Annotated in this window: 20 protein-coding genes and 1 riboswitch; of the genes, 9 read left to right on the top strand and 11 right to left on the bottom strand. The window is 42.4% G+C overall.

Annotated features, from left to right (window positions below; all coding sequences use genetic code 11):
* Positions 1-28: 28 nt before the first annotated feature.
* The 6 genes from V7K60_RS21150 (at position 29) to V7K60_RS21125 (ending at position 7,047) form a co-directional block, all read left to right on the top strand.
* Positions 29-1,075 carry a sulfonate ABC transporter substrate-binding protein gene (locus tag V7K60_RS21150; RefSeq protein WP_334928037.1) on the top strand — a complete coding sequence of 349 codons (1,047 nt, stop codon included), beginning with the start codon at positions 29-31 and terminating at the stop codon, positions 1,073-1,075.
* Positions 1,076-1,092: 17 nt separating this feature from the next.
* On the top strand, positions 1,093-2,229 hold the full coding sequence (gene ssuD, locus V7K60_RS21145; protein WP_334928034.1) for an FMNH2-dependent alkanesulfonate monooxygenase: 1,137 nt from the start codon (positions 1,093-1,095) through the stop codon (positions 2,227-2,229).
* 213 nt (positions 2,230-2,442) lie between these two features.
* Positions 2,443-3,810: an LLM class flavin-dependent oxidoreductase gene (locus V7K60_RS21140; protein ID WP_334928032.1), complete on the top strand. Its 1,368-nt coding sequence runs from the start codon at positions 2,443-2,445 to the stop codon at positions 3,808-3,810.
* A gap of 212 nt (positions 3,811-4,022) precedes the next feature.
* A riboswitch (adenosylcobalamin-variant (AdoCbl-variant) riboswitch) is annotated at positions 4,023-4,106 on the top strand.
* Positions 4,107-4,167: 61 nt separating this feature from the next.
* Complete coding sequence (gene cobG / locus V7K60_RS21135) at positions 4,168-5,679, top strand: precorrin-3B synthase (protein WP_334928030.1); 1,512 nt, start codon at positions 4,168-4,170, stop codon at positions 5,677-5,679.
* 34 nt (positions 5,680-5,713) lie between these two features.
* Complete coding sequence (locus V7K60_RS21130) at positions 5,714-6,340, top strand: precorrin-8X methylmutase (protein ID WP_334928111.1); 627 nt, start codon at positions 5,714-5,716, stop codon at positions 6,338-6,340.
* A gap of 2 nt (positions 6,341-6,342) precedes the next feature.
* Complete coding sequence (locus V7K60_RS21125) at positions 6,343-7,047, top strand: precorrin-2 C(20)-methyltransferase (protein ID WP_334928028.1); 705 nt, start codon at positions 6,343-6,345, stop codon at positions 7,045-7,047.
* Between the two features lie 83 nt (positions 7,048-7,130).
* Here the strand turns inward: V7K60_RS21125 and V7K60_RS21120 are convergent, their stop codons facing one another.
* From V7K60_RS21120 to V7K60_RS21095, 6 genes are all read right to left on the bottom strand, one after another.
* Positions 7,131-7,817, bottom strand: coding sequence for a PHP domain-containing protein (locus V7K60_RS21120; protein WP_334928027.1), 687 nt, complete (start codon positions 7,815-7,817; stop codon positions 7,131-7,133).
* Positions 7,818-8,273: 456 nt separating this feature from the next.
* A complete protein-coding gene (locus V7K60_RS21115; protein WP_334928025.1) occupies positions 8,274-9,410 on the bottom strand; it encodes an AIR synthase related protein in 1,137 nt (378 codons plus the stop codon).
* A gap of 83 nt (positions 9,411-9,493) precedes the next feature.
* Positions 9,494-9,700 (bottom strand): hypothetical protein, encoded by a 207-nt coding sequence (locus V7K60_RS21110; protein ID WP_069070599.1) that lies wholly within the window; start codon positions 9,698-9,700, stop codon positions 9,494-9,496.
* A gap of 465 nt (positions 9,701-10,165) precedes the next feature.
* A complete protein-coding gene (locus V7K60_RS21105; protein WP_334928023.1) occupies positions 10,166-10,768 on the bottom strand; it encodes a superoxide dismutase in 603 nt (200 codons plus the stop codon).
* 501 nt (positions 10,769-11,269) lie between these two features.
* A complete protein-coding gene (locus V7K60_RS21100; RefSeq protein WP_334928021.1) occupies positions 11,270-12,877 on the bottom strand; it encodes a bifunctional pantoate--beta-alanine ligase/(d)CMP kinase in 1,608 nt (535 codons plus the stop codon).
* A gap of 157 nt (positions 12,878-13,034) precedes the next feature.
* Positions 13,035-14,138: a septal ring lytic transglycosylase RlpA family protein gene (locus V7K60_RS21095; protein ID WP_334928020.1), complete on the bottom strand. Its 1,104-nt coding sequence runs from the start codon at positions 14,136-14,138 to the stop codon at positions 13,035-13,037.
* An 898-nt stretch (positions 14,139-15,036) separates the two neighbouring features.
* Between V7K60_RS21095 and glsA the strand changes: the two genes are divergently transcribed.
* Positions 15,037-16,008, top strand: coding sequence for a glutaminase A (glsA, locus tag V7K60_RS21090; RefSeq protein ID WP_334928019.1), 972 nt, complete (start codon positions 15,037-15,039; stop codon positions 16,006-16,008).
* 134 nt (positions 16,009-16,142) lie between these two features.
* Here the strand turns inward: glsA and V7K60_RS21085 are convergent, their stop codons facing one another.
* Positions 16,143-16,958, bottom strand: a complete 816-nt coding sequence (locus V7K60_RS21085) for a DUF1838 domain-containing protein (protein ID WP_334928017.1) — start codon at positions 16,956-16,958, stop codon at positions 16,143-16,145.
* A 99-nt stretch (positions 16,959-17,057) separates the two neighbouring features.
* Between V7K60_RS21085 and V7K60_RS21080 the strand changes: the two genes are divergently transcribed.
* On the top strand, positions 17,058-17,387 hold the full coding sequence (locus tag V7K60_RS21080) for a hypothetical protein (RefSeq protein ID WP_334928015.1): 330 nt from the start codon (positions 17,058-17,060) through the stop codon (positions 17,385-17,387).
* Here V7K60_RS21080 and V7K60_RS21075 read toward each other — a convergent pair.
* The gene (locus V7K60_RS21075) at positions 17,317-18,501 is read right to left on the bottom strand and encodes an AbrB family transcriptional regulator (RefSeq protein WP_334928013.1); all 1,185 of its coding nucleotides are present in this window, start codon (positions 18,499-18,501) and stop codon (positions 17,317-17,319) included. The genes V7K60_RS21080 and V7K60_RS21075 overlap by 71 nt on opposite strands.
* Before the next feature lie 268 nt (positions 18,502-18,769).
* Between V7K60_RS21075 and V7K60_RS21070 the strand changes: the two genes are divergently transcribed.
* On the top strand, positions 18,770-21,292 hold the full coding sequence (locus V7K60_RS21070) for a DEAD/DEAH box helicase family protein (protein WP_334928011.1): 2,523 nt from the start codon (positions 18,770-18,772) through the stop codon (positions 21,290-21,292).
* 115 nt (positions 21,293-21,407) lie between these two features.
* On the opposite strand, the gene V7K60_RS21065 is transcribed toward V7K60_RS21070, so the two are convergent.
* From V7K60_RS21065 to V7K60_RS21055, 3 genes are all read right to left on the bottom strand, one after another.
* Complete coding sequence (locus V7K60_RS21065) at positions 21,408-21,758, bottom strand: DUF1257 domain-containing protein (RefSeq protein ID WP_094350625.1); 351 nt, start codon at positions 21,756-21,758, stop codon at positions 21,408-21,410.
* Positions 21,759-21,900: 142 nt separating this feature from the next.
* Complete coding sequence (gene ycf46, locus V7K60_RS21060) at positions 21,901-23,412, bottom strand: stress-responsive protein Ycf46 (protein WP_334928009.1); 1,512 nt, start codon at positions 23,410-23,412, stop codon at positions 21,901-21,903.
* Positions 23,413-23,490: 78 nt separating this feature from the next.
* Positions 23,491-23,844: a hypothetical protein gene (locus V7K60_RS21055; RefSeq protein WP_334928008.1), complete on the bottom strand. Its 354-nt coding sequence runs from the start codon at positions 23,842-23,844 to the stop codon at positions 23,491-23,493.
* Between the last annotated feature and the right edge of the window lie 7 nt (positions 23,845-23,851).

Genomic DNA, 23,851 nt, shown 5'->3' with positions numbered 1-23,851 from the left:
GCAAATAAAAAAATAAAGTATCACGTCCATGATTCCCGCCTTCAAACAGCCACAAGTTAAGATTTTCCAACGTTTTTCATTATTCCTTTTACCTGGATTATTAACAATCTCAACAACCTTAATCAGTTGCTCAGTCCAAACCCCAAATTCTGAAAATCAAACCACTAGTTTGAAAACCAAAGTTGTCCGCATGGGGTATCAAAGTTCTGGGGATATTGTCAGACTTAAAGGATTGATCGAAAAACGTCTCAAGCCTTTAGGTGTTTCTGTAGAATGGGCGCAATTTGCCGCCGGTCCACAACTGATGGAAGCGATGAATGTGGGTAGGGTTGATATTGGCTCTGTAGGCGAGACTCCCCCGATATTTGCCCAAGCAGCTGGTACATCTTTAGTTTATGTTGCTAGTAATAAACCCAGTACTGGTAAAGGAAGCGGAATTATCGTCCAAAATAATTCACCGATTCGGACTTTAGCTGATCTCAAAGGTAAAAAAGTAGTTTTTCAAAAAGGTTCTGCTTCCCATTACTTATTAATAAAAGCTTTAGAAGAGGCTGGTTTGAAATATAGTGATATTCAAGCTATTAGCCTCCCTCCTTCAGAAGCTCGTGATGCTTTTATTCAAGGCAAAATAGATGCTTGGGTAACTTGGGACCCTTATTTAGCCGTGGCCCAAAAAAAGGCAAATGCTCGTGTTTTGAGAGATGCTAGTGGGATTGCTACTCAGGGCGGATATTACATGGCTGCGCGAAAATTTGCCACAGAAAATCCGAAATTAGTGCGATCAGTTCTTGAGGAGATAGATAACACAGGTCAATGGAGTGAGAAAAATCGGTCAGAAGTTGTAAAACTGACTATTCCTCATCTCAAAATTGATGAAGATATTTTAACAACAATGGTTGAAAGGCGAACTTATGGGTTAAGACCAATTACACCTGAAATCATGGAAAAGCAACAGAAGATTGCAGATTTGTTTGCCAAAGAAAAAGTGATACCTAAGCCAATTAATATTAAAGAAGCGATGCTGACTAGCGAACAATATGCAGCCATCACACCAGAAACTATCAGTCAGAAATAGCGCCAGGAGATAGGAAAATGGAAGTTTTTTGGTATTTGCCGACACAGGGAGATGAGCGTTATTTAGGTACTACAATCGGCAGGCGACCAGCCACTTATCCCTATATGCAGCAAATCGCCCAAGCTGTTGATAAATTGGGCTATGGCGGGATGTTGATTGGTACTGGACAAAAACAAGATACTTGGATTGTAGCTACTTCATTAATTTCAGTTACGGAACGCTTGCGGTTTCTTGTAGCCTTTCGTCCGGCAATTATGTCGCCTTCTTTGGCAGTGAGAATGGCTGCTACTTTTGACCAGATTTCTAATGGTCGAATTATTCTAAATGTTGTCACTGGTGGCGACACAAAAGAACTTGCAAAAGATGGGATTTTCTTAGATCACGATCAGCGTTATGAACTCACGGATGAGTTTTTGACAATTTGGCGATCGCTCATGCAAGGTGAAGAAGTAACCTATAGTGGTCGCCACTTGCAAGTTCAAGGCGCAAAACTCCAATTTCCTCCCATACAAAAGCCTTATCCCACCTTATATTTTGGTGGTTCTTCAGATGCGGCGCTCCAAGTTGCTGCCAAACACATTGATGTGTATTTAACTTGGGGTGAACCACCAGATCAAGTTGCCCAAAAGATTGCAAAGGTACGCCGATTAGCAGCAGAACAAGGTAGAACGGTACGCTTTGGGATTCGGATGCACGTCATAGTCCGCGAAACTACGCAAAAAGCTTGGGATGCAGCTAATGAACTGATTCAGTATGTAGATGATGAAACCATAGCTGCTGCACATCAGCGGTTTGCTGAGTCGGAATCAGAAGGACAACGCCGCATGGCTCAACTGCATAAAGGTAATCGCAAAAACTTAGAAATTAGCCCCAACTTATGGGCAGGTGTTGGCTTAGTGCGTGGAGGTGCTGGGACTACCTTGGTAGGAGATCCAGACACAGTTGCAGCACGGATGCTAGAATATGCCGATTTAGGAATTGATACCTTCGTTTTCTCAGGTTATCCCCATCTCGAAGAAGCGTATCGAGTCGCAGAATTATTATTTCCCAGGTTGCCGTTACAAACTCCGGCGATCGCATTACCGCAGCAAGTTGCAAGTACATTCAGTGAATTTGTTACCAAAACAGATTTACTCAAACCCCAGCCAGTATAAACAATTCAAAATTCAAAAAACTAGCGTGTATTTAACTCATGACACCTTAGTACAACATTGCATAAATTCGGCAAAACTCTGTGTTCCTCTGCGCTACGCCAGTTGCTACAACGCGGGGAACCCGCGCAACGCACTGGCTTAACTTTGCGTGCCTCTGCGTTTAAAAACACTACGATTTTAGCTGCATCCAATTCTTACCAAACAGAAAAAAGCATGAGTACGAAAAAACCTCAACTTAGACTAGGTGCATTCTTGCCCAGCACTGGCCATCATGTAGCATCATGGCGACACCCCCAAGCACAGGCTAATGCTGGTTTGAACTTTCAGCATTATAAAAGGCTGGCACAGACGGCAGAACGCGGCAAATTTGACATGATCTTCTTTGCAGATGGTGTGGCTGTGCGCGACCGCAATCAAAGCGCCGACCTTTTGAGCCGGAATGGCAAACTCGTCCACTTTGAACCTCTCACCCTGTTGTCAGCTCTGTCTGTGGTGACGGAAAACATCGGTTTGACGGCGACAGTATCGACCACCTACAACGAGCCTTATCACCTCGCCCGCAAATTTGCATCATTAGATTATCTCAGTGGCGGTCGTGCCGGTTGGAATCTCGTAACTTCTGCTACTGAAGCTGAAGCGCTGAACTTCAATCGGGAAAAGCACATGGAACATACCCTACGTTATCAGCGTGCCAAAGAGTTTGTGGATGTCGTCACCAAGCTTTGGGATAGTTGGGAAGACGATGCCTTCTTACATGACAAAGAATCGGGTATTTACTTCGATCCAAATAAACTGCACGTTCCCAACCACAAAGGCGAACATTTTTCAGTACGCGGCCCCCTAAATGTGGCGCGTCCGATCCAGGGTTATCCGGTGATTATTCAAGCTGGGTCTTCCGAGGATGGTAAGGATCTGGCTGCACAAACGGCGGAGGTAATTTTCACTGCCCAGCAGACCTTGGCAGAAGCTCAGGCATTCTATACAGATGTGAAGGGGAGACTGGCTCAATACGGGCGCTCACCTGACCATCTGAAGATCATGCCAGGTATATTCCCAGTTATCGGCAAAACTGAGCAAGAAGCTAAGGACAAATTTGATCAAATTCAGGAGTTGATCGATCCGGTAGTCGGCTTAAATTTGCTTGGCTCAATGATCGGTGGATTTGACCTATCCGGCTATCCATTGGACGGGCCGTTGCCGGAGCTACCAGAGACTAACGGGGGTAAAAGCCGTCAGCAACTTCTGATTGACCTAGCTAAGAGAGAGAATTTAACGATTCGACAACTGTATTTGTCGATAGCTGGAGCGCGTGGGCATCGTCAGATTCTGGGCACACCAGAACAAATTGCCGATCAGCTAGAAGATTGGTTTGTCAATGGCGGGGCAGATGGCTTTAATATCATGCCGCCTTGGTTGCCTGGAGGATTGGATGAGTTTGTAGACTTGGTAATTCCTGAATTGCAACGTCGGGGTCTGTTCCGTACAGAGTATGAAGCACGAACCCTGCGCGAGAATCTTGGTTTACCTCGTCCGGTAAATCAGTTTAGCAAAGTTGCTACTCGTGAAGCGGCGATCGCCTAACTTTTTCTAAAGGAAGTTTTGCAGCAAAAAGGCTCAAGCATTCCTGCCTGAGCCTTGACTAAATTCAATTTTTAGACTGGCTTCAAGAGCTATATCTTTTGATCGGTAGTGGATAAGCTAAGTTAAAATTTCTGGCTATAGTAATGTAAGATGATTATCTGGATGATGTCTGGTTGATATCTATAACCTAAACAAAATCTAAATTACTCAAGCTGGGAGTTGGGAAACTCCGGTGTAATTCCGGGACTGTGCCGCAGCTGTGATGGGATGACCCAAGTCAGAATGCCAACTCTCAGGATGTCCTGAAGACACACTCACCATCTACTCCCTGCGTTGCACGGGGAAGGAGTTCTAAGTTTGGTTTCTGGATTTGCCACTTGTCCTGGCTTGTTTTATGCTACTCCCGCCGCAGATGGGATATTATCTCGCGTTAGAATACCAGGTGGAATTATTAGTAGTCAGCAATGCCGTGCGATCGCAGATATAGCAGAACAGCACGGTGGCAGTTATATAGATGTGACTAATCGAGCCAACCTGCAAGTTCGTGAAATCCGCACGGGGATAAATGCTGAGGTTCTGAAATACCTACAAAATATGGGATTGGGTTCTGACAATACTGTTGTAGACCAAATCCGCAATATTATGACCAGTCCAACCGCTGGTATCGATCCCCAAGAATTAATCGACACTCGCCCTTTTGTCCAAGGTTGGGATCGTTATATTGCTGCACATCCGGCGCTTTCGGGACTGTCGGCCAAATTTAGCGTTTGCTTTGATGGTGGTGGGATAATTCAGGTGTGCGATCGCTTGAATGATATCGTCTTTGCAGCTGTCTTACTTAACGATAATGTTTACTTTCGCCTCTATCTCAGTGTCGGCGAGAAGGGTCAACCGCCCAGCGATACAGGAATTTTGTTAGCACGAGAGGATTGTTTGGCCGTCTTAGCAGCTTTGGCGGATGTCTATCTAGCTTATAGTCGTCATACTACGAGTAAGCGGCGGCTACGTTTGAGAGAGTTATTGAATACTTTGGGTTGTGAAAATTATCTCCAAGAAGTTGAGCAGCGTCTACCTTTCCCTCTTTTGTACAGTGAAATAAGAAAAGACCTACTCCCCCAGCAAGGCAAGGGAGAGAAATATCAGCATATTGGTATCTATCCCCAACGTCAGCAAGGCTTATTTTACATTGGTGTCGTCTTGCCTCTTGGCCGATTGGAGAGTAGACAGATGCGGGGTTTAGCAGATTTAGCAGCAAAATACGGTAGTGGAACTCTCAGGCTAACCCCTTGGCAAAATTTGCTCCTTACAGATATTCCTCAGCAATGGGTTGCTGATGTCCAAAGTGAAATTGCTTTATTAGAATTAGATTCCTCTGCAACCAACATCAAGGGTGGATTAGTTGCCTGTTCTGGAAAAAAGGGTTGCGCCGCTTCTGCCACTGACACCAAAAGTCATGCGTTGGCATTGGCAGAGTATCTTGAAACTCGCGTTACTCTCGATTACCCAATTAATATCCACTTTAGCGGCTGCGAAAAATCTTGTGCCCAGCATAGCAAAAGTGATATTACTCTCCTCGGCATCAGCATTGTGGCTGAAAATCGAACTGTGGAAAGCTATCACGTTTATGTTGGTGACAGCAATCAGAAATTCGGACGTGAACTATATCAATATGTAACTTTTGCCGAACTACCTACATTAATAGAGCGGATGCTATATGTATATCAAATTCAACGCTTAAATTCTGATGAGTCCTTTGGGGAATTTGCTAATCGATACGCACTAGCACAATTACAGCAATTATTTAATATTTTTCCTCAATCATTCGTGAATAACAAGATTCCTAACTTTTTAGAGAAGTCGGCAATCTAAGCCTTTCGATTTTTATATGTCAATACCAAATTTAATGCCCGACTATATCCGAGATGCCAACGAAATTTACCGTAATTCTTTTGCAATTATCCGGTCAGAAGCGAACCTAGATATGCTGCCACCAGATGTAGCAAAAGTTGCTGTTCGCCTCATTCATGCCTGTGGAATGACGGATATTGTCACTGACTTAGGATATTCACTAACAGCAGTACAATCCGCAAGGGCAGCACTGGCAGCAGGAGCGCCAATTCTGTGCGATTGCCGAATGGTTGCCGATGGCGTTACCAGACGGAGGTTGTCTGCAAACAACCAAGTTATCTGTACCCTCAACGAGCCAGAAGTGCCAGAACTTGCCCAGAGTATGGGTACTACAAGGTCGGCAGCAGCTTTAGAATTATGGCGATCGCACCTAGAAGGATCGGTGATTGCAATTGGGAATGCGCCCACAGCCCTATTCCGACTATTAGAAATGCTCGATGCAGGAGCGCTCAAGCCTGCGATTATCTTGGGCTTTCCAGTGGGGTTTGTCGGTGCAGCAGAATCGAAAGCCGCATTGGCAGCAGATAGCAGGAATGTACCATTTTTAACCTTACACGGTCGGCGCGGTGGAAGTGCGATCGCAGCAGCAGCAGTTAACGCCCTGGCAACGGAGGAAGAATGAATATGCAACCCAAAGGTCGTCTCTATGGAATTGGTGTCGGCCCAGGCGATCCGGAACTATTGACTCTCAAAGCGCTGCGTTTATTACGTGCTGCTCCTGTGGTAGCTTATCAATCAGCCACAGATAAAGAAAGTATTGCTAGAGCGATCGTCGCGCAGTATCTTCCTGGCAATCAAATCGAGGTACTATTTCACCTCCCCCGCGCTTTGGAACCAGAAAAAGCAAAGTCTATTTATGATAAGGAAATTGAACCAATTGCCGACCATCTAGCAGCAGGTCGAGATGTTGTAGTGCTATGTGAGGGCGATCCATTTTTCTATGGTTCATTTATGTACCTGTTCACGCGGTTATGTGACCAATACGAAACAGAAGTTGTCCCCGGAGTTTCCTCGCTGATGGCTTGTCCGGTAGCCTTGGGTGTACCTTTCACTTACTACACCGATATTCTCACTGTCCTACCCGCGCCATTGCCAGCAGAAGAACTGACTACACATCTGCTGATGACCGATGCAGCCGCAATTATGAAACTAGGTCGTCACTTTACCAAAGTACGAGATATCCTACATAAATTAGGGTTAGCATCACGAGCAAGATATATTGAGCGGGCATCAACATCACAGCAACGCATTATCCCCCTAGATGAAGTTGATCCAGCCAAAGTACCCTACTTCTCAATGATTGTGATTCCTACCAAGAATCGACTATAGTCCTTTGGTGAATATTGAAAATCCTAAATAGAATAACCTCCTGGCAGATTGAACCAGGAGAGTTGAAAAAAATGGATTCATCTTTACAAGCGTTGTAGCAGGCTCAAACCGTGGCTATCAGTACCACAGGTATTGAAAAGAAAGTATTCATCAGCTAACTTTTGCACTTGTTCTGATTCTAATACGCTGGGTTTCCAGGGGTTAGGGTTATTGTAAGCGTAGAAAGTTTCCACACCATCGATCCCCTTTTGCGCCGCAGCTGGAATTAAATCGAAAAGCGATCGCTTGTAACGAGCTGGATGAGCCAGAACTGCCAATCCCCCAGCTTCATGAATAGCGGCAATCACGTTACTTGCTTGATATTCTTGCCCTGTAGTCGGCCTTCTTTGCAGATAGGGTTTCATACTAGGGTGTTCTGTTGCAAAAGCGTAAGCCAAAATGTGAACTTCTATATTCAAAAGGCTGGCATTGATTTCCACGCCACTCCACAGGTGAGGAATGGTTACATCAGGATTATTCCACTTCCAATCTTCTAACCAAGCAAGTGTCGCTTGATAGCCGATAATACCATGATGATCGGTGATGGCTAACCCTTTTAGCCCAATAGCGATCGCCTGCTCGATCAATGCACTTGGCTGCAACCTTCCATCCGAGTGGACAGTGTGCATGTGAAAGTTGAACATCCTGGGACAACTATGTGCATCAATGTTACGAAATACTTGCTTCAAAAGTTCTGCCGAAGCTGTAGTACGGGCCAAATTTACAACCATAACCCCCTCTGAAGAAAAATATATTTTCTTAACACACCAAAACGCCACATCTCTAGATGAGAAAGAACCAACACTATAAATTAGTATCGGCTGCTACTTTCTCAGCTTTCTCAGCAAATTTTTCAATATGTTAAGACTACGTTAGCAAATCTTAATCTCAGTGGTCATGGGTAGTTTCTACTACTTTAAGTTTAAGTAGTGTCAAATATTATATTCAAAACTTCATAAATATGCCTCTAGCATTTGTGGTAAATGACTTAGAAAATAAAGGTTTAATAGAGTAATTATTTCTAAGAAGCCACAAATGCAAAATGTTTTTGCGTATAAAAACTGTTATTTATCTCAGTAATTACAGCTTTTTTTAATCAATAATGACTTTAGCGTAGGCGTAGCCCGCCGCAGGCATCGCTTAAGTGAGTCTACACTTCAAGAAAACTAGCGATCGCTCGTCACCCATTATACCCCTCGCGCAATTCCAAAAGAATCTCCCTTCAAGGTGACTCCCAAGGGTTCTACCACTACCTCGCGCGAAAGGGACGCTTCAACTCTTCCTGCAATTACAGCCGAAAGTTGATGTTCTCTTGCAAGCAGGACAATTCTCTCTGCATCCTGCTCTGACTCTGTATAGAATGCGAATCCTGCACCGTAATTGAACACTGAAAGCATCGTCTCAGCCCCGCCCTCAAGATGACTTTCAACAAATGTAAATATCTCTGGTACTGGGAGCATCGTTTCAATGACATACCGAAGCGGCTTCACCGACCTCATCAGCTTTTGCCAGCCATGACCAGTGATATTCTCCATCGCCGTGGGACGAATTCTCTCACTAAGCACAGCCTGTACAAGCGGCGTATAAAGATACGACGCAGCATTCATTGCTTCCCAGAACTCCTGCCCACTTGAAAGTTTTGTTCTATAACCATTAGGGAGGGACTCAGCAAGCTTTCGCAGTGGGGTAAAGCCATTCTCATGGGGCCCCGAACTTTCGACGAGAACAATGGTATTGTCGGCATCCAGACGTGAGCTATCAATGGGAGCAATACCAGCCGGCATAACCCCGAAAACTGAACCGGCGATGTCGAGCCGCCCTGGAATCATCTTAGTTTTTAGTTGAGGAGTTTCCCCTGAAAGATAGACACACCCCACACGTTTGCACCCCTCAACGACTCCATCCAGAAACCCATCAAGGAAAGCGGGGGTAAAAATCGTTTCAGGAGTACTCGACGGCAGATAAAGACCGAGAAGTATAGTCTGCATACCTGAAGTTGCAGCATCGTTCGTCAGACACGAGATGATCTTGACACCAATATTCCACCAGAATCGTCGAAGTTCTTGTTCGGAAAGGTCGTCAGGGCGGGTATCGTCTGCGGTGCCCAGTCCTTCGGGGACAAGTGTCATAGAAAGTTCTCTAGCTCCCGCCTCCAGAAACGGAGCAAGGTTGAGGCTGAAAGCGTTAGCACTTGCTCCCAGACCTGACGCGGGCACGATGCCATAAGCGCTTGCAAAGCCAAGTGTGCGTTTTGCGGCATCAATGAAGCGTCGTTTTGCAGCATCGAGAGTATCATAATCGACTTGATCGAGAGCTTGAGCCATCAGGTTGCGTTAAAAGTTAGGAGTTAAAAGTTAGGAGTTAAAAGTTAGGAAAACTAATAACTCATAACTCCTAACTCCTAACTTTAAAATACCTCATCTTCAATACCGCGCCACCATTCCCCCAAATTCATCAAGTCTTGGTAAATATCTTCTAATTCTTTGGTATAAACATCGTTTGTCAGGGTGGCTCGACGCTCTTGCAATTTTTTGAGGCGCAGTTGTACCAATACCCAAGGTTTAGAGATGCTATTCGTTGCTTCGATGTATTGCGCTAGTTCTTTGCTATCCATATATTTTTATTTTCGTGTCACAAAGGGATTGGGGAAGAAAAAGTAGGAGGCAGAAGTTCTTTAATTTTGAATTTTGTTAGCGCAGCGTTAGCGAGTCCGCGTACTCTTACAGAGAAGCAAGCTACGTGTAGCGTCTCGTAGAGAGCGTCATTTTTGAATTTTGAATTGATTTCTCCCTCATCTCCCCTATCTTCTCAACTCCAAAGCAAAAACAGTCACGATACTAGTACAATGTCTAAGCTAGGTTTCAGGGTTTGTAGTAAGCACTTTAGTGCTTAGAAAATAAGGACTGAAGTCCGTACTACGAACTCGCTTACCCATCAGTTTAAACTTGACTGACTAGTATCGTGACTACTGACAAAGGTGTTAACTGAATTATTTCTACTTTACATATCTGGCACAAGCTACATAGCCGCAAACTAGCTGGGTAAAAGACATCGCAGCCAGTTCAAAACTGCCAATTAATTAAGCTTTAGCCAAGTTTTCAGCAGCAAAGTCCCAGTTGACCAAGTTTTCTAGGAAATTCTTGATGAACGCTGGACGGGCGTTTTTATAGTCAATGTAGTAGGCGTGTTCCCAAACATCCAAGGTTAGGAGTGCCTTCTGACCAAGAGCTAGGGGATTTTCTGCATTTGGTGTTTTGATCACCTTCAGCGTACCACCATCATCGATCAGCCAAGACCACCCGCTGCCGAATTGAGTTGCAGCCGCGTTAGAGAACTCTTCTTTGAATTTGTCGAAGCTACCAAAATCTTTGTCAATTTTGGCTGCAAGTTCACCTGTGGGTGTGCCACCACCTTGGGGTTTCAAGGAATTCCAGAAGAAAGTGTGGTTCCAAACTTGGGCAGCGTTGTTGAAGATTCCTACCTTAGAGGAGTCTTTAAAGGAAGTTTTGATCACCTCTTCCAGAGACTTATCAGCAAGTTCTGTACCTTCAGTGAGCTTGTTAAGATTGTCTACATAAGCTTTATGATGCTTGCCATAGTGATACTCGAAAGTTTCAGCTTTCATGCCATAAGGCTCTAGAGCATCCTTTTCAAAGGGTAGTGGGAGCTGTACAAATGCCATTGTGTCAAATCCTCTCTTTACCGGTTTCCAGTTTTAAGCTATTGCAGAAGCTTGGGACATTAATAGCTTTTATTTTCAGGAGTTTTATGTCTTTGATCGTGAAACATAAAACTTAACATCGTCATTTTACTACCAAAGTGAAGACGAAAACAAAGTACTTCGGTGATAAGTGAAATCACTAGAAATTCATGACTGTAAATAAAAATGGCTAATATTTCATAGCGAAAGGCCAATAATTAATTAGCATTTAGCAATTATAGCTTTCATACTTCTACCTTTAGTAGGATTAATTTTAATATAATAAATCAGTCAAAAGCAAGATAAATTTAAGTATTAAATAATCTAAAATTATTAATTTATAGTTTGATTTGTAAGAAAAATATAGCCAATAGTCAAATTATTATATATTTTTGTTTTTAAAGACAGTTTTAAGGGTGGTAAATGAATAATTACTCACCCACCACCCTTTGAAACTAAAAAACTAACAGCAAATCACAGTCATTAACACTCAGATAAACGCTGTTGGTAATAGTTAATGATTTGTGCCGTGACTTCAGACACGTCCAAACCATCAGTTTGCACTTCGATCGCATCTGCTGCTTTTTGCAAAGGCGAAACTTTGCGTGTACTATCTTTCCAGTCGCGTTCGGCGATGTCGTGTTCCAGCCGCTCTAAACTCACTTCAGGTTGACCTTGGGTGTTAAAGTCTTGCTGGCGGCGACGGGCGCGTTCACTGACAGAAGCGGTTAAAAAGATTTTAACTTCGGCATCGGGGAATACGTGAGTACCGATATCCCGACCTTCAGCAACTAAACCACCTTTTTTACCCCAGTTTTGCTGTTGTTTAACCAGTGCTTGACGGACAGCGCTTTGTGCGGCGATCGCCGATACTTGAGATGTCACCTCAATGGTGCGAATCACCTTGGTAACATCAGTACCATCAATCCAAACTCGCACGGACGATTGTAAATCCTGGGTGGGAGTAAGTTCAATTTTACACTGATTAGCTAATTGAGCGATCGCACACTCATCGTCTATAGCAATACCCTTTTGCAATACTAACCAAGTGACAGCACGGTACATCGCTCCTGTATCTAAATACACTAAATTCAGATTTGCTGCCACTTGCCGCGCCACTGTGGATTTTCCAGCACCAGCTGGCCCATCAATAGCGATAATGGGTTGACGATCACGCAATATGATATTGTCAATCAAACGTGTAGCATCAAGACGAGCTGCGATCGCCAACATTCCTTCCTCCTCAACTTTTTCTAAAGACATCAACGTAGTCGGTTCAACCAATTCAATATATTCCACACAGACCGTGCTGACCATTGCCACTTCTTGCTGTACCACTGCTATCAACTTGTTGCTATTGCGATCGCCTGCAATGAATGCAGCTTCAGCTCGTCGCAAGCCCCGATATAACACCGCTGCTTGCTCTTTTGCCGTTGCCGTCAAATATTGATTGCGAGAACTGAAGGCCAGACCCGACGCTTCCCGTACTATTGGACAAGCAACAATTTCTACTGGCAAATTTAAGTCAGCCACTAAGCGTTTAATAATTGCTAGTTGCTGACCATCTTTTTCACCAAAGTAGGCACGGTCAGGCTGTACCAAGTTGAAAAGTTTGGTAACAATCGTAGCGACACCCTGAAAGTGACCTTGCCGAGAACGACCACACAAGCCTGTTATCATAGCAGATGGGGGGATAACTTGTGTAACCTTTGATTCTTGTATACTCTTCTGAGAAACTGCCATTTCTTCCGGAGTCGGTGCAAAAATGGCATCTACCCCAGCTTGTTCGCAAAGTTGTTGGTCTTGCTCTAAAGTGCGGGGATAGCGTTGATAATCCTCATTAGGAGCAAATTGCAGGGGATTGACGAAAATACTCACAATCACCGTAGAATTTTCCTGCTGCGCCCGTTGGATTAAGCTTAAATGACCTTGATGCAAATTTCCCATCGTTGGCACCAGACCGACTGCCGTCTGATACCAGCCAGTCATCTCATCTAATCTCAGATCCTCAGTAACCGCAATTAGCTTGTTTTCTGAGTGGCGTTTAGTTAAATAGCAGCGTAAAGCTGCGACTGTTGTCAGCAGGCGCACAAAAATACCCCTAGTTCTTATCGATCCCTCCCCCGTTAGTTTATATCCGAAATAGAGGGAAGAGATGATTTAACTAGGGGAATTAAGTGATACGGAACTTGAATTGGGCATTGGGCATTGGGAAAATCTTTACTTCCTATTGCTTATTGCCTAATGATTATTTCCCCAAAACTTCAATATGTACTGGTGCAACGCCACTGCCCATCATTCCCAAAATCCGAGCTGCGCCAGCAGACACGTCGATGATTCGACCCCGAATGAATGGACCTCGGTCATTAATCCGCAACACTACAGAACGACCGTTGCGGGTGTTAGTTACACGCACTTGCGTACCAAAGGGTAAGCTGCGATGGGCGGCAGTCATTTCTTCTGGATTGAATCTCTGTCCGCTAGCAGTACGATTACCAGAACCGTCATAGCCGTAGTAAGAAGCCATGCCGATCAAGGTGGCTTGCACTATTCCGACGGCAATTTGTTGGGGTAGCTTTGGTATTGATACTGGTTGGCGTACTGGTAAATTAGCAATTTCTTTTAAGGGAGATGCATTGCCTAGTAGCCTCCGCAGGCGATTGGTTGCTTGCAATGCATCTTGCGCTAGATCGTTGGTAGTACCTGCTAATCGCGTACCTTCGTTGATTTCTACCAACTCTTCGCCATTAATTTCAATTACATAGCGATCGCCATCTTGCTGGACAGGGACGCTTTTGTTTTGCGCTTGATTAGCAGTAGATTTTTCCCCTGCTTTCCAACTGACGGTAATCTTACTCCCGTCCACATTTTCCCGATTCAACTGGTTGATCTTAGCTGCTATTACACCAGCTATCTGAACCGGGTCATCATCAGCTGAGCTAATCTGGTTACTCGCATCTGTTACGTTCCCAGTATTTAATGCATTTGATGAATTGCTAGTAATAAGGGCGTACCCTTGTACGCCCCCAGTATTTCCAATTGCACCAACTTTTTTAGTTTCAAGATTCGTATTTGATACAGAACTCAAAAAGGTGAGAACAGGTATATTTCTGATAAAAAGGGTTGCCGCCTTACGTCCTCTAATGTTGTGAGGATGAATTTCTGTAATCACAGCATCCAAGGTTTGTTTCCCTGCTGTTGATTGGTACTCTCCCACCTTAACGACATCAGGGGCGGGTGATTTTTGGGATGCTAGCGCATTTCCCTTGGTGGTTTGAGTGCAACCGACTGAGGGTACTCCCAAAACAGCCATAAACAGGGCAACAATAGTCCACAAATGTCTTTGATTCATGCGTCCGTTTTTGAAAGCGACTGTAGAACTTAAGTTTTATAACTTGCAGGATTTTTCACTAATGAAAGTGATTTCCTTATTTGAAAAACTCGAACTCGTTCCGTTTTCACTTTGGTTTTTATAACTGCAACAGACTAACACGAACCTTTTGGCTTGGGGATCAGGGTTTTAGCGTAACTATTGCCCGCTTTCTCAAATTCCAATTCCAATTTGAAGGGCGAAACCTTTCTCAAAAGCGGACTTTGGCTATGTAACACTTTTTTGTGTAAGTCAAAAATTTCTTCAAAAAATTTTATGTTTATTTCACGTCAAAGTGACGATACCCTATTCACATCGATTGTAAAGGCTCGCAACTACTCGTGTATTCTATATTACATGGTTTTTTGCTATTTGCTCTCAGAAGCTAATATAACTTTAATTATATAGCATCGGCATAAATACCTGAAATCATTTATTTAAGGAAATATTTAGATTTAACTATAAATAAGTCGTGATACGAGTTACATCTTAAATAATTATGCAAATTAGTTTGAGTCTAATATCTTTTTTCAAAGTTTTTTCTACTTACATCAATCATTACTTTTATTCTCCACAACTAGACTAATATTTGTGATAAATATAACTTGATATTACAGTAATGCTGAGTATAAAAAAAGGGCAATACTCAACTGAATATTTTTCCGGATTAATGACTTAAAAATTAAGAAAACTTTGCGATCGCTTAGATAACAGATGTTATATGTAATAAAAATTACAGCTTATATTGTTGACCCTCAGTAATTGCTCAAGTATGATTTTTTAGAGCAAGCTGTTTTTGACAAAATCTTTATAACTGTAAGGATGTACAGTTGCACCTCTTCTATATATAGTAGGTATTTTGGGAAATGCCATCAGCCTAATGACAAACCAAGCACATCAAGGAGATTTAGAAATAGAACCATCGCCATTAAAAGCTTTTCTCAACGAGTTACATTCCCAGTACAAGGCTTTGCGGGAGGGTGCAGTAGCGAAATATATTCCCGAACTGGCAAAGGCAAACCCGGATTTGTTTAGCATTTGCATTGTGACAGTAGATGGTCAGGTTTACAAAGTTGGGGACTACGAGCAGCTTTTTACTATTCAGTCGATTTCCAAGGTGTTTGCTTATGGACTTGCCTTAGAAGATCATGGACTGGATTATGTTTTGACTAGAGTTGGCGTGGAACCGACGGGAGATGCATTCAACGCGATTGTTTTAGATGAGCAATCGAAGCGACCTTATAATCCAATGGTAAACGCTGGAGCGATCGCCACCACTAGCTTAATCAAAGGTTCCGGCCCAACCGAACGCCTCAATCGAATGCTAGATATGTTTCGCCGATATATTGGCCGCAACGTGTTCGTTGACATTTCAGTTTTTACTTCAGAACGCAGTACAGGGCATCGCAACCGCGCAATGGCGCATCTGATGCTCAACTTTGGCATGATTGACCGGAACATTGAAGAGGCGCTGGATCTTTATTTCCAGCAGTGTGCTGTGATGGTAAATTGCCAAGACTTAGCAGTGATGGCAGCTACTCTGGCTAACAAAGGTATTAACCCCATCACCAAAGAACAGGCGGTAGATAAGCGTTACATCAAAGATATTCTCAGTGTGATGTACACCTGTGGGATGTACAACTTTGCAGGTGAGTGGGCTTATAAAATTGGGATTCCAGCGAAAAGCGGTATTTGTGGTGGGATTATTGCCGTTGTACCCAATAAGATGGGCATTGGAGTTTTTTCACCGTTGTTGGATGTACGTGGTAATAGTGTGCGGGGGGTAAAGGTGTGTGAAGAACTTTCCCAACGGTTAGGTTTACATCTATTTGATTGTTCAGGTCAACAGTGAATTGGGCATTGGGCATGGGGCATGGGGCATGGGGCATTAGTTATTAATTCTTCTCCCCCTGCTCCCCCTGCTCCCTCATCTCTCTCATCTCCCTACTCAGCACGGGTTAAACCCTAGCTATCTGCTAACAGCACTCAGAATTCTTCTGCTTGGGGAAGCGGGAAGATTTCACCAGCCAAGTAAGCCTCAAAATGCTTTTGGAAGTATAACCAGGAAGTCATGTCTTCCCCATCTATCAATGCTTTTGGGGCTTGTTTATATAGAGGAATACGGTTATTAATTTCGTCTTGCAGCACTGGGGGCAGTTCTGTTAAACCATTGACTTTGCTACCAACAGCACTGTAGATCATTTGACCGGGGCGATCGCCCATTTTCATCCAGGGAAGCCATTGACCAATCCGATCCCAACTAAGTTTAAGTTGAGAAACTGATTTAAGTGCTGGGTTGAATAAATCTGCGGTTGGCACTGTTAATTTAAACAATTCCGCTGCCTGATAAATTGGATTTGGGCTATATTCAGCAAATTTGCGATCGTCTGCTAAGGGATTAGGGTAATAGGGAAATATATCAAAAACGAAGGTTGTGCTGTCACCATCTACTTGTGCAGGAAAATTTCCCTCAAACTTACCCTGCACTGGATTATTGGCAACGTGAAGCACCGGAACTGTCTCGCCTGTCCAAGGATTCTCCCATTTGGGTAAGATTTCATCTGTTTTGGGGTTGAGGTAGTAAGTCAGTTCCCTAGAAGTAAAATCCCAGCTACCTTCTGTTGTGGGAATACATCGGCTAACGCTCAATCCCAGCATCTTAAACAGGAGTTGTCTTTTTTCACCGGGGATAAAGGCGTAAATTTTACCTTTCCAAATCAGGAAAGTCGATTCGGTAGGGTCGAGGGAAGAACGAGTTTTAACCCAGTGCTGGGCTTCAAGTTCTTGGATTTGGGCAACCATCTAAAGCATCCTTCGTATTTGGATAACAAAAGGATAAGCTAACCAGCATTCAAGTTGCATCTTTAGAAGTTAAAAAGTAAGGGGTATAAGAAATATATTTTGAACTTTATTAATGAGTCTTTGATACTCGTGAATGAGTCTTTGAACTGCGTTAATGAGTCTTTGATACTCGTGAATGAGCCTTTGAACTGCGTGAATGAGCCTTTGAACTCCATTAATGAGTCTTTGATACTCGTGAATGAGCCTTTGAACTGCGTGAATGAGCCTTTGAACTCCGTTAACGAGTCTTTGATACTCATGAAGAAGCATAAAAACTCTACTCTTTTGCTCAATCCCCAATACCCCATGCCTTTATCAATTAAACTGGTTCAGAAAGTTGCTCATCTAGACGGCGAAACAAAAACACCCAAAGAGGCAGGGAACTATTAATCGCAATTAGTCGCACTAAATGACCAGTTGTGACAATTTCAACATTATGATTCAATGCTAGGGAAACCAGGATCATTTCTGCCGATCCTCCTGGTGCTGTGACTAAAAGACAGGTTAACCAGTCCCAAGAGGTTAATTGCATCGCAAGTATAGCAGCGATCGCTCCGGCAATGAGGGTCATCCCTACAGACATTAAGGCATAGCCGACAGTCCGCTTTCTAAAGTTGGGTTTATCTCCCCAATATTCACCAATAGTAATTCCCAGGAGCATTTGACCCAATAAGTTTATTATTGGCGGCGGACTAAAGCTAATATCACCCACAAAAGGCAGCCAATGTAGCAAAGGATTAAACCCAATACCAATCAACAATGCACCAAAGAAATCGCCAGCGGGAATTTTAAATAATATAGCTGAATAAACTACTAATCCAGTAATTAGGAGTACTAACAAGAGTAATTCTAGTTGGGATGGATCGAAATTGAGCCAAGCAGCGTTGATTGGGAGTGTTTGCAGATAATCATTACCAGATGAAGTCCTAGCGATGAAAGGAATTAGAACAACTACTGAGGTGACGCGAATGGCCTGAACTAGGGCAACCAAGCTAACATTTTTATTATAATCGGCAGCGATCGCTGCCATAATTCCTACACCACCTGGAACTGTAGCCAGCATTGCTGTAAATAAGTTGGTTTTACTGGCGCGGGAGTAAATGTAACCGATACAGCCTCCACTCAGCAGCAAAAACAAGGTAAGAAAAATAAATATGGGAATACAAGAAGCAATACTAGCTAGATTAGCGTGGGCATTGGAAGCGCCGACAGTTAAGCCGACAAGTGCCATTCCTACTTTTCTAGCAGTACGGTTAGGTTGGGGAGAATATTGATAAAAAATTCGACACCCTTGGAGAACCACTGTACCAGCCGCAATCCCGCCAAATATCCAGGCAATCCTGCCAATTTGGAACTTTGCAAGGAGTAAACCCAGAGGTAATGCCAGAAGCATTTCCAAGACAAGGACAATTAGTTGCTTGCTAAATAGCTGTTGTTTGGTAACAGTAAGATTTTCATGAGTGTGTTTTTCCAGACTAGGAGTACCACTTACACTTTGATTCATCGATACTAAGCTTTTATTTAAGTCTAAGCTATAGGTGCAAAAGTGGATCTCCGGCGATGCGATCGCACACTACACATTACCAGAAACAAGCAAAATGTTACAGGTGTAGGGTTTAATTCTAATGGTGAGTTGATTTTAGATTTAGATTTAAGTCAGGTTTGACAGAGAAAAATTTCAAAGCGTAAGAGTTTGAAGCATACATTATGGGCAAACTAACCTAGTGGTCAAATTATTATCACTAGGTAAAACCGAATCGGACAACACCATTATGTACGAATCTATCAATCTTGATCAATTAAGAGATCAATCTGTTAACTACCACTCTAAAACACCTTTCCAGCATCAAATTGAAGCATTTGAAGCCCTGAGTAAAACGTTTAAATTTGGTAGTGAAAAACCTGGTAGTGGAATTTTAGTACTTCCTACAGGTGCTGGCAAGACATTTACGGCTGTCAAATGGTTATCTGACCATGTAATTCCTAAAAATATTAAGATTCTTTGGTTAGCTCCTTCATTTTACCTATTGGATCAAGCATCTGATACCTTTTTTAAAGCTGCTAAGGATATTCCAGAGCCAAAGAAAACGTTAAATATTCGGTGCGTTTCTAGTAATCCTTCTCATGCAAAAGCCTCATCTATACAACTGACTGATGATATTGTCATTATGACAATACAAACAGCTATCAATAATTTACATACTGAAGGTAAAAACATATATGGTAAAAAGTTTGAGACAGCTTTCAGAAAATTTATTGATAGTTGTAGAAAAACAGGACTTTTTGTAGTAGTCGATGAAGCTCATCACTCACCAGCCTATGGTTGCAGAAACTTATTAATTGGTGAAAAAGATTCTGCTTTAGGACTTCGAGGGTTATTTCCAGGATTACATCTGTTAGGTTTAACAGCTACACCAACTTATAATGATAAGGCTAGAAAGGGTTGGCTTTGGAAAATTTTTGAAAATGAAATTATTTATGAAGCGAAAAAAGAAAGTTTAATATTAACAGGAGTTTTGGCTAGACCTAACTATATTGAAGTGGCAACTGGAAAAGAATTAGAAGTTGATGATAAATTATACGATCGGCTAGTTAAGCAACATCAAGACCTCCCAGAATCAATTATTGAAAAACTTGCAAGTGATAAACAGAGAAATAATTTTATAGTACACAATTATGTATCAAATAAAAATGCTTATGGTAAAACCATTATTTTTGCTGATCGTTGGTTTCAATGCGTCTATATCAAAGATAAGCTTCTCGAAAAGGGTATTAAAGTAGACGCAATCTATTCACATATAGATGCCGATCCCGGCTCTGCTGAAGCACGAAACAAACGTACTCAAAGTGATAATCAAAGGATTTTGGATGAATTTAAGAATGATAAGCTTGATGTTTTAATCAATGTACGAATGTTAACAGAAGGGGCTGACGTTCCTAGCGTTAAGACTGTATTTATTACTCGCCAAACAACAAGTTCTATCTTGATGACTCAAATGATTGGTAGAGCATTACGGGGCGAAAAAGTAAGAGGTAGTGCTGAGGCAAATGTCGTTCTATTCTTCGATGACTGGAAACGTTTAGTTGATTGGGCTAACCCAAAAGATGGCGATACTATAGATGAACCAAAACTCTATGTGAAAGGATATCATCCATTTGAATATATTTCTATCCGTCTAGTTGAGGAATTATCAAAGTCAATTGAGAGTGGCGGAGATTATCAAATAGTATTCTCAAAAATATGCCCTATTGGTTGGTATAAAACTGAAATTGTGTATGCTGACGCTGACAATCAACATGAATCAATGGAATCATTTACTGAATTTGTCATGGTATATGAACATACAAAATCAAAATTTGATTCATTTATTCTCTTTATTCGTTCTACAAACTTATTAGATGAATGGTCTAAAGAATATCTTGATGAGAAATGGATGCAGTCTCAAGTCAAACAATGGATAAATGAGAGGTTTGAACGCAAAACTGACAATATTGGTGAAAAGCTTGACTCAGATTTAATTAAGATTGTTCGCCACATTGCTCAAAATCAATCTGTGCCTATATACCATCCATTTGAGGAAAGAGAATTGTATGACTTAGATAAAATTGCTTATAAAGTAATTGATTTTCCATCTCGCTTAAAATACGAATATTTAGGCAAGGAGTTTTCTCAGCCCGAAACATTGTGGAAAGTTTTTTACAAAAGCTTGATTCGATTTGAAACAGCCGTTGACGCAGTAATTAGAAACATTATTAATCCTAAGCCTGAAGATAAAACTATTTCAGTTAAGATTCTTTCACCAGATATCAAAGAACTAAACGAAGTAGAAAAAGAAGAAGTTAAAGCACGAGACAAATATGCTTGCCTATGCTGTGGAGTGAATACCAAAAGTAAATTGCAAATAGATCATATTAAACCGTTTTCTATGGGTGGTGAAACATCTAAAGAAAATTCACAAACTCTGTGTGTTACTTGCAATAGATATAAAGGCCAGAATGAAATTGATTTTCGGTGTAATACAACAAAATTGAGTATTCAAAAAAATCTTGATTTATCATTTATATCAGAAGGCGAAAAGGCTATCAAGACTCTAACAAGAGTAGTTAACTTCTTTTATCATTGCAAAGCAGTTTACAAAGTTGATTGGGAGGTATACACTTACACTTACAACATATATTTGTACCCTAGTAACAATCCTGAATGGTTGCTTCAACATAAAGCAGAACTTCTTAAGTTAATTAAAAATAAGCTTGGTTGTTATGCTGAATACATCAATGTTACTACGATGAAATAAAATCACTAAATCAAAAATCGGGACTGAGATTTATTTCTCAGTCCCGATAAAAAAGCGGGCTAACCGCTATTTATATGGTTAACCCGTACAGCTTTGGGAACGCGCAGAGAAATTGTTATTGCAATACCAACTTCACATTGGCGTTTTGCAGACCGCGCTGTTTTACTTCAGCCAAAGTTTTGTTAACGGCATACTTTTGGTTGATTGAATTGATCAACTCGGTTTGGTTGTGCTTCTTAGCAACGCCCCACAAGTCAGCGATTAGGTCAAAAGAACCATCGCCATTGCGAGACCAGCCGAGGTCATATTCGCCTTCCAACACGGCAACGATGTCAGAACGGACACGCTGACCGTTATAACCACGGACATCAGCTTCAGTCTTTACGCTGATACCGAGGTCGCGCAAGGAAGCCTTGAGGATTTCGGCATCGGTGATTTTGGTACGCAGGGTGCTAAAGTGAGACATTTGGGGTTTCCTCCAATGAGAAGATTGAGAAAAACGACAACGGTTTGTTTTGGGCGAAGCCGCGCTTAACAGGATGCGGCTTTTTTTATAACTGCTAGCATTTTCTGCTAGCCTTTCCCCCTGGGATGGCAGAGGAAAGCTTTTAAAACTCCATTCGCTGATATTCAGCTACGGAGGATGCTGCGGGGCGTGCGCGCTGTCTGGCCCAATCTCTCAGAGCCGTTACTTGTTCTTGCATCGTTCGAGACAGCGGCAAAGTTGCCTTCAGTGCAGCAATAATATCTAATTGGGTGAACTCCCGATCTTGGGCAAAAGCTTCATACATTGCCGCAACGATCGCTTGCTCAACTTCTGCCCCAGAAAAGCCATCAGACATCTTAGCTAGTTGCTCAAGATCGAATCGAGAGATGTCTTCACGGCGTTTGGTCAGATGAATATTGAAAATATCCTGCCGTTCTTCCGGTGTTGGCAGATCGACAAAGAAAATTTCATCAAAGCGTCCTTTCCTCAAGAATTCGCCAGGTAAGCGTTCTACTCGGTTGGCAGTTGCCATCACGAACACTGGTGATTTCTTATCTTGCATCCATGTGAGGAAAGAACCGAAGATTCTACTTGAAGTCCCCCCATCAGAATCAGAGGAACCTCCACTACCAGCAAAGGATTTATCTAATTCATCGATAAACAAAATCGCTGGGGAAATAGATTCTGCTGTTTTCAGGGCATTCCGCAGATTTGCTTCACTTCGTCCCACCATTGAGCCGTCGTAAACTCGCCCCATATCTAAGCGCAACAGTGGTAAACCCCACAGCCGGGAAGTAGTTTTAGCAATCAATGACTTACCGCAACCGGGAACTCCTAAAATTAACATCCCCTTTGGTTGAGGCAAACCATACTCTCTCGCTCTTTCTGTGAAAGCGTTAGAGCGTTGCTTGAGCCATCTTTTTAACTCTTCTAAGCCACCTACAGCATCAATAGTTTCATCTTCTTCAATATATTCTAAGATGCCATTGCGCCGAATTAGTTGCTTTTTCTCAGATAAAACGATGTCTACTTCATCTTCCGTTAAACGCTCTTTAGTTACCTGTGCCTTACGGTAGACTTTCTCAGCTTCATCTTTAGTTAGACCCAAAGCAGCCCTGAGAAGTTTTTCTCTGGCTTCTGTTGTCAGTCGCCGACCACGATTCTGCTCTATATGGTGAGTTAATACTTTATTCAACTCAGCCATATCTGGCAATGTAAAGTCGAGAACAACAACTTCTTTTTCCAGTTCTATAGGTACTTGCTGCATCGGAGACATCAAAATGATGTTCTTTTGCATACCTTTGAAACTAGCGATCGCATCACGCAATGATCGGTTAGTTGCAGGCGCATCTATAAAGGGATGTAAATCTTTAAGAATAAATATACTTGGTTCTTTCTGCCGGATGATCCACTCAATTGCCGCCTCTGGAGACACGGTATTATGTTGGGTGACATTCCGGGGTTGACCATATTCAACAATCCCGTGTGTTACTGTCCAAACAAATACTCGACGCTGGGGCTTTAACAACTGGGTGATTGTGGAAATTGCTTGCTCGGCCCGCTCTTCCTCGGAGGTAACAAGGTAGATTAAAGGGTATTGAGCTTGAATTAGGATCTTGAGCTCTTCGTTCATACTTCGACCTACTTGAGACCTTATAGAGACAGTAGAGACATTGCTTCTGGTAAAGACAACCGAATTATGAATATCTATCTAGCAAGGAACTAATTCTTCCTCACCCTTGGGATTGGTTTGATCTTCATCCATCTCATTGAGAGAAAGATGCTCTTGACCAACTACTCCTGGTTGATTGCCTAAAGTAACCAGTTCCCCATCACGTAAGACTAGTGAGCTATCACAAGTTGGGCATGAATAAACTCTATGAGTCCGCCCATAAGAAGAATCTTCTAACTCGTTAACCAATTCTTGATTAGATAGGTAAAAACCAAGGGCACGTTCGGCAAGTTCTGACATTGGCTCAGAATCAACTGCTGAACGAATCTTCAGTTTTCTGTGCAACTCTGGCGATAAATACAAAGTGACCTTTTGCTTAGTTTGCGTTTGCATATAACTC

Origin of the sequence: Nostoc sp., from assembly GCF_036917555.1 — a bacterium.
GTDB lineage: Bacteria > Cyanobacteriota > Cyanobacteriia > Cyanobacteriales > Nostocaceae > Nostoc.
The sequence above is the reverse complement of the archived record's forward strand: the minus strand, read 5'-3'. Positions and strand labels throughout refer to the sequence as shown.

Excerpts from the sequence above, each read along its gene's own strand:
- V7K60_RS21150 (WP_334928037.1), top strand. The coding sequence starts at position 29 with ATGATTCCCGCCTTCAAACAGCCACAAGTTAAGATTTTCCAACGTTTT.
- glsA (WP_334928019.1), top strand. The coding sequence starts at position 15,037 with ATGACAAACCAAGCACATCAAGGAGATTTAGAAATAGAACCATCGCCA.
- V7K60_RS21120 (WP_334928027.1), bottom strand. The coding sequence starts at position 7,817 with ATGGTTGTAAATTTGGCCCGTACTACAGCTTCGGCAGAACTTTTGAAG.
- V7K60_RS21110 (WP_069070599.1), bottom strand. The coding sequence starts at position 9,700 with ATGGATAGCAAAGAACTAGCGCAATACATCGAAGCAACGAATAGCATC.
- V7K60_RS21125 (WP_334928028.1), top strand. The coding sequence starts at position 6,343 with ATGCAACCCAAAGGTCGTCTCTATGGAATTGGTGTCGGCCCAGGCGAT.
- V7K60_RS21095 (WP_334928020.1), bottom strand. The coding sequence starts at position 14,138 with ATGAATCAAAGACATTTGTGGACTATTGTTGCCCTGTTTATGGCTGTT.
- ssuD (WP_334928034.1), top strand. The coding sequence starts at position 1,093 with ATGGAAGTTTTTTGGTATTTGCCGACACAGGGAGATGAGCGTTATTTA.
- V7K60_RS21105 (WP_334928023.1), bottom strand. The coding sequence starts at position 10,768 with ATGGCATTTGTACAGCTCCCACTACCCTTTGAAAAGGATGCTCTAGAG.
- V7K60_RS21065 (WP_094350625.1), bottom strand. The coding sequence starts at position 21,758 with ATGTCTCACTTTAGCACCCTGCGTACCAAAATCACCGATGCCGAAATC.
- V7K60_RS21130 (WP_334928111.1), top strand. The coding sequence starts at position 5,714 with ATGCCCGACTATATCCGAGATGCCAACGAAATTTACCGTAATTCTTTT.
- V7K60_RS21070 (WP_334928011.1), top strand. The coding sequence starts at position 18,770 with ATGTACGAATCTATCAATCTTGATCAATTAAGAGATCAATCTGTTAAC.
- V7K60_RS21140 (WP_334928032.1), top strand. The coding sequence starts at position 2,443 with ATGAGTACGAAAAAACCTCAACTTAGACTAGGTGCATTCTTGCCCAGC.
- ycf46 (WP_334928009.1), bottom strand. The coding sequence starts at position 23,412 with ATGAACGAAGAGCTCAAGATCCTAATTCAAGCTCAATACCCTTTAATC.
- V7K60_RS21055 (WP_334928008.1), bottom strand. The coding sequence starts at position 23,844 with ATGCAAACGCAAACTAAGCAAAAGGTCACTTTGTATTTATCGCCAGAG.
- V7K60_RS21085 (WP_334928017.1), bottom strand. The coding sequence starts at position 16,958 with ATGGTTGCCCAAATCCAAGAACTTGAAGCCCAGCACTGGGTTAAAACT.
- V7K60_RS21075 (WP_334928013.1), bottom strand. The coding sequence starts at position 18,501 with ATGAATCAAAGTGTAAGTGGTACTCCTAGTCTGGAAAAACACACTCAT.
- V7K60_RS21115 (WP_334928025.1), bottom strand. The coding sequence starts at position 9,410 with ATGGCTCAAGCTCTCGATCAAGTCGATTATGATACTCTCGATGCTGCA.